The 13,376-nt window shown below is 49.9% G+C and carries 16 protein-coding genes and 1 other annotated feature; of the genes, 1 reads left to right on the top strand and 15 read right to left on the bottom strand.

The features are described from left to right. Positions 1-68 precede the first annotated feature (68 nt). The 15 genes from rpoB to cysE all read right to left on the bottom strand — a co-directional run bounded on the left by rpoB (position 69) and on the right by cysE (position 12,961). A complete protein-coding gene (gene rpoB, locus ACZYR9_RS20710; protein WP_488980362.1) occupies positions 69-3,623 on the bottom strand; it encodes a DNA-directed RNA polymerase subunit beta in 3,555 nt (1,184 codons plus the stop codon). A 341-nt stretch (positions 3,624-3,964) separates the two neighbouring features. Then, entirely contained in the window at positions 3,965-4,561 is a 597-nt protein-coding gene (locus tag ACZYR9_RS20705; RefSeq protein WP_488980361.1) for a class I SAM-dependent methyltransferase, read from the bottom strand. A gap of 84 nt (positions 4,562-4,645) precedes the next feature. Continuing rightward, the gene (gene rplL, locus ACZYR9_RS20700; protein WP_488980360.1) at positions 4,646-5,008 is read right to left on the bottom strand and encodes a 50S ribosomal protein L7/L12; all 363 of its coding nucleotides are present in this window, start codon (positions 5,006-5,008) and stop codon (positions 4,646-4,648) included. Between the two features lie 44 nt (positions 5,009-5,052). Continuing rightward, positions 5,053-5,562, bottom strand: coding sequence for a 50S ribosomal protein L10 (rplJ, locus tag ACZYR9_RS20695; RefSeq protein ID WP_488980359.1), 510 nt, complete (start codon positions 5,560-5,562; stop codon positions 5,053-5,055). A gap of 119 nt (positions 5,563-5,681) precedes the next feature. Further along, positions 5,682-5,844: a sequence feature (ribosomal protein L10 leader region), on the bottom strand. Positions 5,845-5,897: 53 nt separating this feature from the next. Continuing rightward, complete coding sequence (gene rplA / locus ACZYR9_RS20690) at positions 5,898-6,590, bottom strand: 50S ribosomal protein L1 (RefSeq protein ID WP_488980358.1); 693 nt, start codon at positions 6,588-6,590, stop codon at positions 5,898-5,900. An 83-nt stretch (positions 6,591-6,673) separates the two neighbouring features. Then, positions 6,674-7,099 carry a 50S ribosomal protein L11 gene (rplK, locus tag ACZYR9_RS20685; protein ID WP_488980357.1) on the bottom strand — a complete coding sequence of 142 codons (426 nt, stop codon included), beginning with the start codon at positions 7,097-7,099 and terminating at the stop codon, positions 6,674-6,676. Positions 7,100-7,144: 45 nt separating this feature from the next. After that, complete coding sequence (gene nusG, locus ACZYR9_RS20680; protein WP_488980356.1) at positions 7,145-7,678, bottom strand: transcription termination/antitermination protein NusG; 534 nt, start codon at positions 7,676-7,678, stop codon at positions 7,145-7,147. 27 nt (positions 7,679-7,705) lie between these two features. Beyond that, complete coding sequence (gene secE, locus ACZYR9_RS20675; protein ID WP_488980355.1) at positions 7,706-7,918, bottom strand: preprotein translocase subunit SecE; 213 nt, start codon at positions 7,916-7,918, stop codon at positions 7,706-7,708. 18 nt (positions 7,919-7,936) lie between these two features. Further along, positions 7,937-8,086 (bottom strand): 50S ribosomal protein L33, encoded by a 150-nt coding sequence (gene rpmG, locus ACZYR9_RS20670; RefSeq protein ID WP_025851018.1) that lies wholly within the window; start codon positions 8,084-8,086, stop codon positions 7,937-7,939. 293 nt (positions 8,087-8,379) lie between these two features. Next, complete coding sequence (gene sigH / locus ACZYR9_RS20665; RefSeq protein ID WP_488980354.1) at positions 8,380-9,024, bottom strand: RNA polymerase sporulation sigma factor SigH; 645 nt, start codon at positions 9,022-9,024, stop codon at positions 8,380-8,382. A gap of 115 nt (positions 9,025-9,139) precedes the next feature. After that, positions 9,140-9,655: an NYN domain-containing protein gene (locus ACZYR9_RS20660; protein ID WP_488980405.1), complete on the bottom strand. Its 516-nt coding sequence runs from the start codon at positions 9,653-9,655 to the stop codon at positions 9,140-9,142. Between the two features lie 26 nt (positions 9,656-9,681). Next, the gene (gene rlmB, locus ACZYR9_RS20655; protein ID WP_488980353.1) at positions 9,682-10,425 is read right to left on the bottom strand and encodes a 23S rRNA (guanosine(2251)-2'-O)-methyltransferase RlmB; all 744 of its coding nucleotides are present in this window, start codon (positions 10,423-10,425) and stop codon (positions 9,682-9,684) included. Between the two features lie 32 nt (positions 10,426-10,457). Next, positions 10,458-10,895, bottom strand: a complete 438-nt coding sequence (locus ACZYR9_RS20650) for a Mini-ribonuclease 3 (protein WP_488980352.1) — start codon at positions 10,893-10,895, stop codon at positions 10,458-10,460. A gap of 9 nt (positions 10,896-10,904) precedes the next feature. After that, positions 10,905-12,302, bottom strand: a complete 1,398-nt coding sequence (cysS, locus tag ACZYR9_RS20645) for a cysteine--tRNA ligase (protein ID WP_488980351.1) — start codon at positions 12,300-12,302, stop codon at positions 10,905-10,907. 2 nt (positions 12,303-12,304) lie between these two features. Beyond that, positions 12,305-12,961 (bottom strand): serine O-acetyltransferase, encoded by a 657-nt coding sequence (gene cysE / locus ACZYR9_RS20640; RefSeq protein ID WP_488980350.1) that lies wholly within the window; start codon positions 12,959-12,961, stop codon positions 12,305-12,307. Positions 12,962-13,133: 172 nt separating this feature from the next. Here cysE and ACZYR9_RS20635 point away from each other — a divergent pair, with 172 nt between their 5' ends. Then, positions 13,134-13,358 carry a hypothetical protein gene (locus tag ACZYR9_RS20635; protein ID WP_488980349.1) on the top strand — a complete coding sequence of 75 codons (225 nt, stop codon included), beginning with the start codon at positions 13,134-13,136 and terminating at the stop codon, positions 13,356-13,358. Positions 13,359-13,376 lie beyond the last annotated feature (18 nt).

Below are 13,376 nucleotides of genomic sequence, written 5' to 3'. Positions count from 1 at the left end.
TCCGTTGTAAGCATGTGCTGTCTGTGCGCATCAATCACCCATGGCTTACGCCAGTCTGGCCCAATATATTACTCGACTCCTATTTCCGCGCCTTCAAGGTTCAGGTTAAGCTTGTCGCTTGTAACCTCATCCTCATCATCGATTTCCTTCATCTCGATCTCTTCTTCGTTCTCGGACAAGATTTTCACATCCATGCCCAAGCTCTGAAGCTCCTTGATCAATACCTTGAAGGATTCCGGTACGCCAGGCTCCGGAACGTTCTCACCTTTGACAATCGACTCATACGTTTTGACACGTCCTACCACGTCGTCGGATTTGACTGTCAAAATTTCCTGCAGTGTATAGGCCGCTCCATAAGCCTCGAGTGCCCATACCTCCATCTCACCGAAACGCTGTCCGCCAAACTGGGCTTTACCGCCGAGCGGCTGCTGCGTAACGAGCGAGTATGGTCCTGTCGAACGTGCATGGATCTTATCGTCAACCATGTGCGCCAGCTTGATCATATACATGACGCCCACCGTTACTTCACGTTCGAACGCTTCACCTGTTCTGCCGTCGTACAAGAGCGTCTTGCCGTTGCGCTGCATGCCGGCTTCTTCCATCGTATCGAACACGTCATATTCACGGGCTCCGTCGAATACCGGCGTAGCCGTATGAATACCCAGATACTTGGCCGCCATACCCAAATGCACTTCCAGCACCTGTCCGATGTTCATACGTGAAGGAACGCCCAGAGGGTTCAAAACAACTTCAACCGGTGTACCGTCCGGCAGGAACGGCATGTCCTCTTCCGGTAAAATCCGGGCGATAACCCCTTTGTTCCCGTGACGTCCCGCCATCTTATCACCCTCGGAAATTTTCCGTTTTTGAGCGATGTAGACGCGAACCAATTGATTTACGCCAGGAGGCAGCTCGTCGCCGTTCTCACGGGTAAATACCTTTACATCGACTACAATGCCGTCCGTACCATGCGGAACGCGCAAAGAAGTATCGCGAACCTCGCGGGCCTTCTCACCGAAGATCGCATGAAGCAAGCGTTCTTCCGCCGTGAGCTCCGTAACCCCTTTAGGAGTAACTTTACCAACCAGAATATCGCCCGCAGCGATCTCCGCGCCGACACGGATAATTCCGCGCTCATCCAGGTTTTTCAGCGCGTCTTCACCGACGTTTGGAATATCGCGGGTAATTTCTTCCGGTCCGAGCTTGGTATCCCGAGCTTCAGACTCATATTCTTCAATGTGAATGGAAGTATATACATCTTCCTTCACCAGTTTTTCACTAAGCAGGATTGCATCCTCGTAGTTGTAGCCTTCCCACGTCATAAACGCAACTACCACGTTACGGCCGAGCGCAAGCTCTCCCATCTCCGTCGACGGGCCGTCAGCCAGGATGTCCCCTACGCGAACCTGTTCGCCTTTATGGCAAATCGGACGCTGATTGATGCATGTTCCCTGATTGGAACGTAAAAATTTGTGTAATTTATGTTTAACGATATCGCCGTTTACCAGGCGGCCGTCCACCATTTCTTGACGACGCACCCAGATCTCGTTAGCCGATACCCGTTCTACCACGCCGTTCACCTTGGAAACGATACATACGCCCGAATCCTTGGCTGACTTGTGCTCCATGCCCGTTCCTACGAGCGGAGCCTTAGGAATAAGAAGCGGAACGGCCTGCCGCTGCATGTTCGATCCCATGAGCGCACGGTTGGAGTCGTCGTTTTCCAGGAAGGGAATCAACGCCGTCGCCACCGACACAACCTGCTTAGGGGAAACGTCCATATAGTCGACACGTTCTTTAGGAAGCGTCAGAATATCGTCTTTGTAACGAACAATAACGGAATCATTCGCAAATCTGCCTTCCTCGGTCAGCTTCGCATTCGCCTGCGCGACCACATAATTATCTTCTTCATCGGCCGTCAGATACGAAATGTCGTCCGTAACGACGCCTGTATTCGGATCAACCCGGCGGTACGGAGCTTCGATAAAGCCGAACTCATTCACACGCGCAAAGGTGGAAAGAGAGTTGATCAAACCGATGTTCGGACCTTCCGGCGTCTCAATCGGACACATCCGGCCATAGTGGGAGTGATGCACGTCCCGTACTTCGAAACCAGCGCGTTCCCGCGTCAGACCACCGGGTCCGAGTGCGGACAAACGGCGTTTATGCGTCAGCTCGGCAAGCGGATTGGTCTGATCCATAAACTGCGACAGCTGGGAGCTGCCGAAGAACTCCTTGATCGAAGCAATGACCGGACGTATATTGATCAATTGCTGTGGAGTGATCGTGTTTACGTCCTGAATCGACATGCGCTCACGAACGACACGCTCCATACGGGATAATCCGATGCGGAACTGGTTCTGCAGCAGCTCTCCCACGGAACGCAGACGGCGGTTGCCCAAGTGGTCGATATCATCCGTGCTTCCGATCCCATGCAGCAGATCAATGAAATAGTTGATCGATGCAATAATATCAGCCGGTGTAATGTTCTTAACCGACTTGTCAATTTTACCGTTGGCAATAATTTTTACGACTTTCCCGTCTTCAATCGGGGAGTAGACGTTAATATGCTGCAGCGGAATTTTATCCATTTCAGTCACGCCGTTAACAACGGAATATTCCTTGAAGCCGACACTATCTTCCAAATAAGGGATGATCGTGTCCAGCAAACGGCGGTCGAGCTGCTGCCCAGCCTCTGCAATAATCTCGCCCGTGTTCGGATCAATCAGCGTTTCAGCCAAGCGCTGATTAAACAGACGATTTTTGATATGCAGTTTTTTGTTGATTTTGTAACGTCCCACATTGGCCAAATCGTAACGCTTTGGATCGAAGAATCTAGCGATCAGCAAGCTTCTTGCGTTATCCAGCGTCGGCGGCTCACCTGGGCGAAGGCGCTCATAAATCTCAATCAACGCCTTGTCCGTCGAATCGGTGTTATCCTTGTCCAACGTGTTGCGGATGTACTCGTCGTCACCCAGCAAATCTATGATTTCCGCATCGCTACCGAAACCGAGAGCACGCAGCAGTACGGTTACAGGAATTTTTCTTGTACGGTCAATACGCACATAGATAATGTCCTTCGCATCCGTTTCGAGCTCCAGCCAAGCGCCCCGGTTCGGAATAACGGTAGCCGTATAGGCTTTTTTACCGTTTTTATCGACTTTCGTACTAAAATAGACGCTCGGGGAACGAACCAGCTGGCTGACAATAACCCGTTCAGCGCCGTTGATAATAAAAGTTCCCGTTTCGGTCATCAGAGGGAAATCTCCCATAAAGACTTCCTGCTCTTTGACTTCTCCAGTCTCCTTATTGATCAAACGTACTTTTACACGAAGCGGTGCAGCGAAGGTGACGTCGCGTTCCTTGGATTCATCCACCGAATACTTGGGCTCTCCCAAGCTGTAATCGATAAATTCCAACACCAAATTCCCCGTAAAATCTTGGATTGGGGAAATATCTTGAAACATTTCACGCAATCCCTCATCCAAAAACCACTGATATGATTTTTGTTGGATCTCAATCAGGTTTGGAACCTCCAACACCTCATGAATCCGCGCGTACGACCTGCGTTTACGTCGACCTAATTGAACAAGATGTCCCGCCAACTTAGATTCACCCCTCATGTCTACTCAATAGAACAAAATAAAAGCCTCTTGGCGAAGCCTTCTCGAGTAAATACTGCGTGAAGTTTAACTTCTTCAGGAAGCTTGTTATTACGATTCACGAATCGCACAACGAACAGGTGACTTTTTCTCCATCTTACCATATATTTCCTCATACCTAGTAGGGTTTACCTAAAATTTTAACATTATACGTCAAATAAGAAAACCTTATTCATCCCGGCACGAAAAAATATCTTGACATTTTAGTGAACTAAAGAGAAAAAGCCCAACCATAATACTGACATTTTATTATAATATCACGTATCGAAATTCAAGTCAACATTTTTTCCAAAAGCTATTCATCATTTCACAGCCTTGATAATCCAGTAGCCTTTATCCCGTTCCACCAGTTCTACACGGTTGTAGAGAGATTCCAATTTATCATAGGCTGAAGGAGCGCCTTGTTTCTTCTGAATGACGACCCAAAGCGCACCGCCCGGTACAAGAACTTCATGCGCCTGTTCAAAAATTCGATGAACCGTTTCTTTCCCCGCTCTGATCGGAGGATTGGTCAGCACCACATCAAATGTCCGTTCCTTCAGCACCGACAACAGGTCGCTTTGCAGTATTTCTACATTATTCACGTTGTTCCGATTGGCATTCTGCTTAGCCAGTGCTACTGCGCGTTCATTGATATCCACCATGGTGACCGTCCCCTTAGGCGCCAGTGCAGCAGCCGTCAGACCGATCGGCCCGTAGCCGCACCCTACGTCAAGAATCCGGGCATCGATAGGGAGAGCCATCGTTTCTACGAGCAGCTTTGATCCGTAATCAACCCCCTTTTTTGAGAACACCCCGGCATCCGTTACAAAAATAAACCTGCGTCCGCGCAACGTCTCTTCAATCGTGTGCAAGTCATGTTCAACGCTGGGTTTTCTGGAGTAATAATGCTCCGACACTTCCGGCCGCCTCCTTGTTTTATGAATTGAAAAGGAAAACCCCTTGATGAGGATCGCCTCTTCAAGGGGTGCTTGACCATAAAATTACTTCACTTCTACGGAAGCGCCTGCTTCTTCCAGCTTCGCTTTGAGGGATTCAGCTTCTTCCTTAGAAACTTTTTCTTTCAATGGCTTCGGTGCGCCGTCAACAAGGTCTTTTGCTTCTTTCAAGCCAAGGCCTGTGATTTCACGAACAACTTTGATAACGTTGATTTTGGACGCGCCTGCGCTTGTCAGGATTACGTCGAATTCGGATTGCTCTTGTGCTTCTGCTGCGCCGCCGCCAGCTACTACTGCTACTGGAGCTGCTGCTGTTACGCCGAATTCTTCTTCGATTGCTTTAACCAGGTCGTTCAGTTCCAATACAGTCATGCCTTTAATGGCTTCCAAAATTTGCTCTTTGCTCATGGTTTAAACCTCCATTATATGAATATATCAATTTGTTAAAAAAATTACGCTTGCGCGCCGCCTTCTTGCTTTTCGGATACAGCCTTAACCGCAAGGGCGAAGTTGCGAACCGGAGCTTGAAGCACGCTGAGCAACATGGACAGAAGACCTTCTCTGGAAGGCAGTTCCGCCAGGGCTTTGATTTGGCTGTAATCAACCACTTTACCTTCAACAACGCCGGCTTTGATGTTCAGGCTTTCGTTTTTCTTAGCGAAGTCGGCCAAGATTTTAGCCGGAGCCACAACATCATCTTTGCTGAATGCGATCGCCGTAGGACCAGTCAGATACTCATCCAATTCGGACAATTCTGCATTCGCAGTAGCACGACGCACCAAAGTATTTTTCAATACTTGAAATTCTACGCCAGCTTCACGCAATTGCTTGCGGAGCTCTGTTACTTGAGCTACGTTCAAACCGCGGTAGTCCGCAACGATCGCGCAAGAACTTTCTTTCAGCTTCTCAGCTACAGCCGTAACCTGCTGAGCTTTTTGCTCGATAATTTTTGCGTTTGCCATTTTTGCACCTCCTATAAGTTTTCGTGAGAAAACTGCTGCGAAAGAAAAACTTAACTCGTAAACAAAGTCCGCCCGAGGCCTTCATTCCGATTCGCGCCGTCTGCAAAAGCCATTGGTTCGCTTAAATGCGAAAATGCCTTCGCAGACGGGCGAAGGCATGATGATTCACATATTCTTAAGCGTTACAGCAAAGAATATCGAACTTATATCATAACACCTCGGCAGGGAATTAAGCTCATTTAAACGAGCACCTGCTGTCTACGGTAAGCATATTCATTTGTTAACCTAAAACAGATTAGCACGGATGACTTCAAAAGTCAAATTCCAAGCTATTCCTATCTCAGGGCTGCTGCATTCACACGAGCGCTCGGACCCATTGTCGAGGATACCGCAACGTTCTTCAGGTATACCCCTTTAGCTGCGGCCGGCTTCGCTCTGTTGAGCGCATCGATCAAAGCTTTGAAGTTTTCAGCAAGCTTCTCGGCTTCGAAGGAAACTTTCCCGATCGGCGCGTGAATTTGTCCAGCTTTATCCAGACGGTATTCGATTTTACCAGCCTTGATCTCCTGAACGGCTTTCGCTACGTCAAACGTAACTGTGCCTGCTTTCGGATTCGGCATCAAACCTTTACCACCGAGGATACGACCGAGTTTACCCACTTCGCTCATCATGTCCGGCGTAGCTACGCAGACATCGAAGTCGAACCAGCCTTGCTGGATTTTGTTGATCATGTCTTGATCGCCTACGAAATCGGCTCCTGCCGCTTCCGCTTCTTTAGCTTTTTCGCCTTTGGCGAAGACAAGAACGCGTTTTGTTTTACCTGTGCCGTGAGGCAATACAACCACACCGCGAACGGCTTGGTCTTGTTTTCTAGGGTCTACGCCCAAACGTACAGCCACTTCAACGGTTTCGTCGAATTTGGCGCGCGCTGTTTTCTTCACGAGCTCGATCGCTTCGAGTGTCTCGTAGAAAGCTTCAGCGTCGATTTGCTTGGCAACTTCCAAGTATTTCTTGCCGTGTTTAGCCACTGTTTTGTCCTCCTATGTGGTATTAGCGGAATATCCTCCCACTTGGTGACTCTCCGTATATTACGGGGAGCCTAAAGCATGGATTAGTCTACGATCGTAACGCCCATGCTGCGAGCAGTACCTTCAACCATACGCATAGCAGCCTCTACGGATGCCGCATTCAGGTCAGGCATTTTTTGCTCAGCGATTTCGCGAACTTTCGAACGCTTAACCGTCGCAACCTTCTTCTTGTTCGGTTCGCCGGAGCCTTTTTCGATCCCTGCAGCTACGCGCAGCAATACGGCAGCCGGAGGCGTTTTGGTAACGAACGTGAAGGAACGGTCTTCGAATACCGTAATTTCTACAGGAATGATAAGACCAGCTTGGTCGGCTGTACGAGCATTAAACTCTTTACAGAACGCCATGATGTTAACACCGGCTTGACCAAGTGCAGGACCGATCGGCGGAGCCGGATTCGCTTTTCCTGCAGGAACCTGCAATTTCACCATTTTGATGACTTTTTTTGCCATTGTGTACACCTCCTCGCCTTAGTATGGCAGATTTGTTTACAGCAGTTACAGCTTTTCCACCTGATGGTAGTCAAGCTCCAACGGCGTCTCTCTGCCGAACATGTTGACATGAACCTTCAGCTTGCTTTTGTCGAGTAGAATTTCTTCCACCGAACCGACGAAATTGGCAAAAGGTCCGACTTTCACGCGCACGGTCTCTTTGAGCTCGAAATCGATCTTCGGCTTCGGCTCTTCCATACCCATGTGCTTCAGAATCGCATCGACTTCGTCAGGAAGCAATGCCGTCGGCTTCGAACCCGATCCGGTCGATCCTACAAACCCGGTGACTCCAGGAGTGTTGCGCACGACATACCACGAATCGTCCGTCTGGATCATCTCCACCAGAACATATCCGGGATACACCTTACGCATAACCGTCTTCTTCTTGCCGTCCTTATTCACAAGCTCTTCTTCCATGGGAACGAGCACGCGAAAAATCTTGTCCTTCATATCCATGGATTCGACGCGCTTTTCTAGATTTGCCTTCACCTTGTTTTCATACCCGGAATAGGTATGTACGACGTACCATCTTTTTTCCATTTCCATAGTGCCACCCACCAGCCTAGATTATTGAAACACGAGGCGAAGCAGCTCTGAAATTCCCAGGTCCAGAACGTAGAAGTACACCGTTACTAAGGTGACCGTAAATAATACGACCAGCGTGTAGCTAATCAGCTCTTTACGGCTAGGCCATTTTACTTTTTTCAGTTCGGACCAGCTGTCCGCAAAAAAAGAAAATGTGTTGCCGAATCCCTGCTTCATTTTAGCCAAAAAGGACACAACTACACCTCCAAAAAACTAGCGTGTTTCGCGATGAGCTGTCTGTTCATTGCAAAACTTGCAATATTTCTTCAACTCCATGCGGTCGGGATGGTTGCGCTTGTTTTTGGTGGATGTATAGTTTCTTTGCTTGCAGTTTGTGCACGCTAAAGTGATGATCACCCGCATGATGTACACCTCCTACGGACCAGCCTCAAGATTTACAGCCTTAAAAGATCAGCAAAAAAACGCCTTTCAACTAAGGCCACCCAAATACTTTAGCATACGCCATAACTTGTGTCAAGAAAAACTGACCATCGGGCTGTCCGCCCCCCCCGTCACAATCCATTATTGACCAAGCCAACAGCTATTAAACGAAACCCATATCATTTTTATCCAGAAAACGCTTGTCCAACAGGAACATTTGTTCTATAATAATAAATAAAAAAAGCACCCTCACATATGCTAAAGGCGCTTTACAATCATGCATCGCGTACTTCCAAATACCTTTCGAGCTTGCGTTTCACCCGTTGAAGCGCATTGTCAATCGACTTGACATGGCGGTCCAAATCAACAGCAATTTCCTGATAGGAGCGTCCGTCCAAATATAACATCAGCACCCTGCGTTCGAGATCACTTAAGATCTCACCCATCTTGTCTTCAAGTCCGCTAAATTCCTCTTGATTGATGATCAGCTCCTCCGGATCGGACACCCGGGAGCCGCAGATCACATCAAGCAGCGTACGATCTGAATCTTCATCATAAATGGGCTTATCCAGCGAAACATAAGAATTCAGAGGTATATGCTTTTGCCGCGTGGCGGTTTTGATCGCTGTGATGATTTGGCGGGTAATACACAGTTCGGCAAAGGCTTTAAAAGAGGCTAGCTTGTCTCCGCGGAAATCACGGATCGATTTATAGAGACCGATCATACCTTCTTGAACGATATCTTCCCTGTCTGCGCCGATCAAAAAATAAGAACGTGCTTTGGCGCGGACGAAGTTTTTGTACTTGTTGATCAAGTATTCCAATGCATCGCTATTTCCTTCACGGACCGCTTCGACAAGATCTTCGTCTGCCTTGAGGTCGTATTCGTCCATTCTCAACTCTCTGAAGTCGACACTCACTACAATCCCTCCGGCCCAACGCTTGAAAGATAGGATTAGTATACATTATGTAATCTATTATCGTCAACCGGATTCCCCGCAGAAAAAGCTGTATTTGCTAGATTCGCAGTGCCGGCTACCGCCCTCTTCGCCACTTTTCGAACATCGCCCGAACATCTTCGCTGAGACGTTTATCGAAGGTATTACGCTGCCCCGCAGCCTCCTCTTCAATTTTACGGCGGATCTCGATACGCGCCTGCCGCAGCTTGACTAGAAGCTCGCCGGCCGGCACCCGGAAAGCGCCCTTGCCGAAAATCACATGCTGCTCCGTCATATCTGAAGTCGCCACATACACCTGCTTTCGCCGGCCGATGTGCGCTGTAACCAATCGCTCGATCAGCTCATCCGCCGTTTCCTTCTCTTTGGTGTAATAAACGGGGAGCTTGCTTTGCACATATTTACCGCCAAGCCCCGGGACATAGTAAGCGTCAAAAACAACGATCACCTTCATCCCCGAGAACGATTGATATTCCGCCATCAACTCAATCAGCCGGTCCCGCGCTTCCTCGAGCTTGATTTCTTTCAGCGCCTTAAGCTCAGGCCAGTCACCAATGATATTGTATCCGTCTACGATTAAGATCTCCTGTATCATCAAGCATCGCCCTGCTGTACAGCGCGCTAGCGGGCTGCCGTCCGCTGCCGAACGACTTCATACATGAAGACCGATGCGGCAACGGAGGCATTCAGCGAATTGATTTGACCGAACATCGGGAGCTTAAGCAGAAAATCGCACTTTTCCTTAATCAATCGGCCGATCCCTTTACCTTCATTGCCGATCACAATTGCCAAAGGCAGATCAAGGTTGGTCTGGTACACGGGCTGCTCAGCCCCGACATCCGCTCCGGCTACCCATACCCCGCGCTCCTTTAACAGCTCGATGGTCTGCGCCAGGTTCGTCACGCGTGCTACCGGGACATACTCAACGGCACCCGCAGACGTCTTCGATACCGTAGCCGTCAATCCGACGGAACGTCTTTTGGGGATAATAACCCCATGTACGCCGGTGCAGTCCGCCGTACGCAGAATAGAACCCAGGTTATGCGGATCTTCGATTTCATCAAGCAGCAGCAGGAACGGCATCTCACCGCGCTCCTCCGCTCTTGCCAGCAAATCCTCCACCTCGGCGTAGGCATACGCCGCCACTTGAGCGACAATCCCTTGATGCTGCAGCCCCGGTGCCATCTGATCCAGCTTCCGCTTGTCGGCAAACTGAACAATCACCCCGTTTTGCTTCGCTTCTGCAATAATGGGCTGAGTAAGCTGCTTTTGCGCCTGCTCGGCAATCCAAATTTTATTAATCGTCCGCCCCGAGCGCAGCGCTTCTAGAACGGAGTGCTTTCCCCCAATAAATTCTTCTTCCATGCTCAAGCGCCCCCTTTCTTTTTTTGCAAATGTTATTTATCCTCTTCCAACGACAGCAGCAGCAAATACTGAAGTCGCTCCCATTGCTGCGTATAATATAAGTAGCCGATCAAGCATTCAAACGCGGTGCTGTGCCGATACTCCAGCACATCCGCATTCTTTGCGGTCGTCCCCGATTTGGCATTGCGCCCCCGCTTAACGACATCCCGCTCCTCTTCCGTGAGATGCGGCAGCCAACGCTGCAGCGATTTCGCCTGAGATTTAGCCGAAACATACCGGGTAGCCATCCGATGCAGATAGTTCGGTTTATGGTTGGTTTGTGCCACTACATACTGCCGCACAAACACCTCATAGACAGCGTCTCCCATGTAGGCGAGCACCAGCGGATGAAGCTGGCTCGCCGCGCGGGCAGGCGGAAAAGAAAATAAATTGGTCTTGATCTCCTGAGCCGACTGTTCGTCCCATTCCATAAACTCGCCCTACTTCCGCCGCCAGCGTATGCCTTGAGGCGTATCTTCCAGCAGAATGCCGCGTTCGGTCAGCAGATCCCGGATTTCATCGGCACGGGCCCAATTTTTCGCTTTTCGCGCTTCGGTCCTTTCGGCAATAAGCTGCTCCACCTCTTCATCCAGCAATTCCTCCGCATCAGAAGCCAAGAGGCCCAATACGTCGTCCATTGCTGTAAACTGCTGCACGAACAGCTCCAGGGAACCGGACGTTACCCGTTCCGAATTTAAATAAGTATTCGCTGCGCTGACAAGCTCGAACACCGCCGTAATCGCATCCGGAGTGTTGAAATCGTCATTCATCTTCGCTTCAAACTGCTCCTTTGCCGAACGGATCGCTTCAACCACCGAAGCGTCTGCATCTCCCGCTTCAGCCGATTGCAGCCTATGCTTCAGCGCAGCAATACAGTTGTCCAAACGGGCTAAGCTTCCTTTGGCCTGCTCCACCGCATCCACACTGAAATTCAATGGATTGCGGTAATGGCCGGAGAGCATAAAATAACGGATTACCTGGCCCGGCATTTCCTTAAGCAGCTGATGCACTTGAATGCCGTTTCCAAGCGATTTGGACATCTTTTCATTATTGATATTCACAAAACCGTTATGCATCCAAACATTGGCCATCCGGCGGCCGGTTAATCCCTCGGACTGGGCGATTTCACATTCATGATGCGGAAAAGTCAGGTCCTGGCCTCCGCCATGAATATCGATCGTATCTCCCAAATATTTGCGAACCATTGCCGAGCATTCGATATGCCATCCCGGGCGACCTTCCCCCCAAGGGCTCGACCAGCTGATTTCACCCGGCTTCGCCGCCTTCCAAAGCACGAAGTCTTGAGGATTTTCCTTGCGTTCGTCCACGTCCACCCGAATGCCGTACTGCAGCTCCTCCAGGTTTTGGCGGGAAAGCTTGCCGTACTCGGAGAATTTCGACGTCCGGAAATAAACGTCGCCTCCGTCCTCATAGGCATAATCTTTGTCTGCCAGTCCCGAAATAAACGCAATGATTTCCGTCATATTCTCCGTCACACGGGGATGCACCGTCGCCTCGCGAACACCCAGGGCCGCCGTGTCCTCACGGTATTTTTGCACAAACAGGTCCGCCACCTCCGGAACCGTGTTGCCCATCTCCGCGGCCTTTTTGATCAGCTTGTCATCTACATCGGTAAAATTCACGATGAAGGTCACCTCATAGCCGACCGACTCCAAATAACGGCGAACCACATCGAAAAATATCACCGGTCTGGCATTGCCGATATGAATATAATCATACACGGTCGGACCGCACACATACATTTTTACTTTACCCGATTCAAGCGGTATGAAGTCTTCTTTCGCTCGGGTCATCGTGTTATAGATTTTAAGCGGCATCCTCAATCGTTTCCTCCGATCTTTGTTTTCACTGGTTCTCTGTTCTGCGCCGCCTTCAGATCGTCAATCTGCTGCTGCAGCTGTTTGAACATATCGACGACCGGATCAGGAAGCTTATCATGCTCTAACCGTCCCACACGAACGCCGTCCCTCTTGACGATGCGTCCCGGAATCCCCACCACTGTACTGTTCGGGGGCACCTCGCTCAATACAACCGCATTCGAACCGATCCGGGAGTTGTCTCCCACAGTGAAGGAACCCAGCACTTTAGCGCCGGCTGAAATGACCACATTATTGCCGAGGGTCGGATGGCGCTTCCCTCGTTCTTTGCCCGTACCCCCCAGCGTTACACCGTGATACAGCAGTACGTCGTCGCCGATTTCGCAGGTTTCTCCAATGACGACACCCATCCCGTGATCGATAAAGAATCTCCGGCCGATCACCGCACCCGGATGGATCTCAATGCCCGTCATAAACCGGCTGACTTGAGAAATGACCCGCGCCAAAGTGTACCAGCGCTGCTTATAAAACCAATGGGCGACCCGGTGTGCCCAAAGTGCATGCAAACCGGCATAAGTAAAGACAACTTCGAACCACCCCCTTGCCGCAGGGTCGTTCTCGAAGATCGTATTGATGTCTTCTTTCATCCGTTTCAACATCTTGTTTCACCGCTTTCCTTTCCTGGTAACCAAGCAAGTGTAAGAACGATGCGCAAAAAACGCCTCCGCAGCCGAATCGGCTGCAGAGGCGTTCAAATATCGCGGTTCCACTCTGCTTGGATAACTATAACCCCTTCCCTACAGCCGTCATCGGCCAGGAAGCTTATCCATCTTGTATCGTTCGTATCGTGAACGTCACGGTAAAGGCTACCCTGCCGCTGCAGCCGGAGCGCTCGCAGGCAGATCGTCTTTACGGCTCCCGGGTGCACTTCCGGATAAAGAGGAATGGACAACTCGCAGCCAGCGTGCTTCCACGCCGATTGTCCTCTCTGTGAATCCCGCATTTTTCCGTACTTTCCCGTTCGTCGCCACTAGGGTATATGATAAAGCAGCATGATGATCTTTTTAGTATATC

The sequence above is a fragment of the Paenibacillus sp. F024 genome (assembly GCF_057814255.1).
This window is presented reverse-complemented; position numbering and strand designations above follow the sequence as displayed.

What these genes read in the sequence shown, in the direction of transcription:
- rlmB (WP_488980353.1), bottom strand. Translation starts at nt 10,425, where the DNA reads ATGGAAGAAGAATTTATTGGGGGAAAGCACTCCGTTCTAGAAGCGCTG.
- cysS (WP_488980351.1), bottom strand. Translation starts at nt 12,302, where the DNA reads ATGCCGCTTAAAATCTATAACACGATGACCCGAGCGAAAGAAGACTTC.
- ACZYR9_RS20660 (WP_488980405.1), bottom strand. Translation starts at nt 9,655, where the DNA reads ATGATACAGGAGATCTTAATCGTAGACGGATACAATATCATTGGTGAC.
- rplJ (WP_488980359.1), bottom strand. Translation starts at nt 5,562, where the DNA reads ATGGCAAACGCAAAAATTATCGAGCAAAAAGCTCAGCAGGTTACGGCT.
- nusG (WP_488980356.1), bottom strand. Translation starts at nt 7,678, where the DNA reads ATGGAAAAAAGATGGTACGTCGTACATACCTATTCCGGGTATGAAAAC.
- rplL (WP_488980360.1), bottom strand. Translation starts at nt 5,008, where the DNA reads ATGAGCAAAGAGCAAATTTTGGAAGCCATTAAAGGCATGACTGTATTG.
- rplK (WP_488980357.1), bottom strand. Translation starts at nt 7,099, where the DNA reads ATGGCAAAAAAAGTCATCAAAATGGTGAAATTGCAGGTTCCTGCAGGA.
- cysE (WP_488980350.1), bottom strand. Translation starts at nt 12,961, where the DNA reads ATGTTGAAACGGATGAAAGAAGACATCAATACGATCTTCGAGAACGAC.
- ACZYR9_RS20650 (WP_488980352.1), bottom strand. Translation starts at nt 10,895, where the DNA reads ATGGAATGGGACGAACAGTCGGCTCAGGAGATCAAGACCAATTTATTT.
- rpoB (WP_488980362.1), bottom strand. Translation starts at nt 3,623, where the DNA reads ATGAGGGGTGAATCTAAGTTGGCGGGACATCTTGTTCAATTAGGTCGA.
- rpmG (WP_025851018.1), bottom strand. Translation starts at nt 8,086, where the DNA reads ATGCGGGTGATCATCACTTTAGCGTGCACAAACTGCAAGCAAAGAAAC.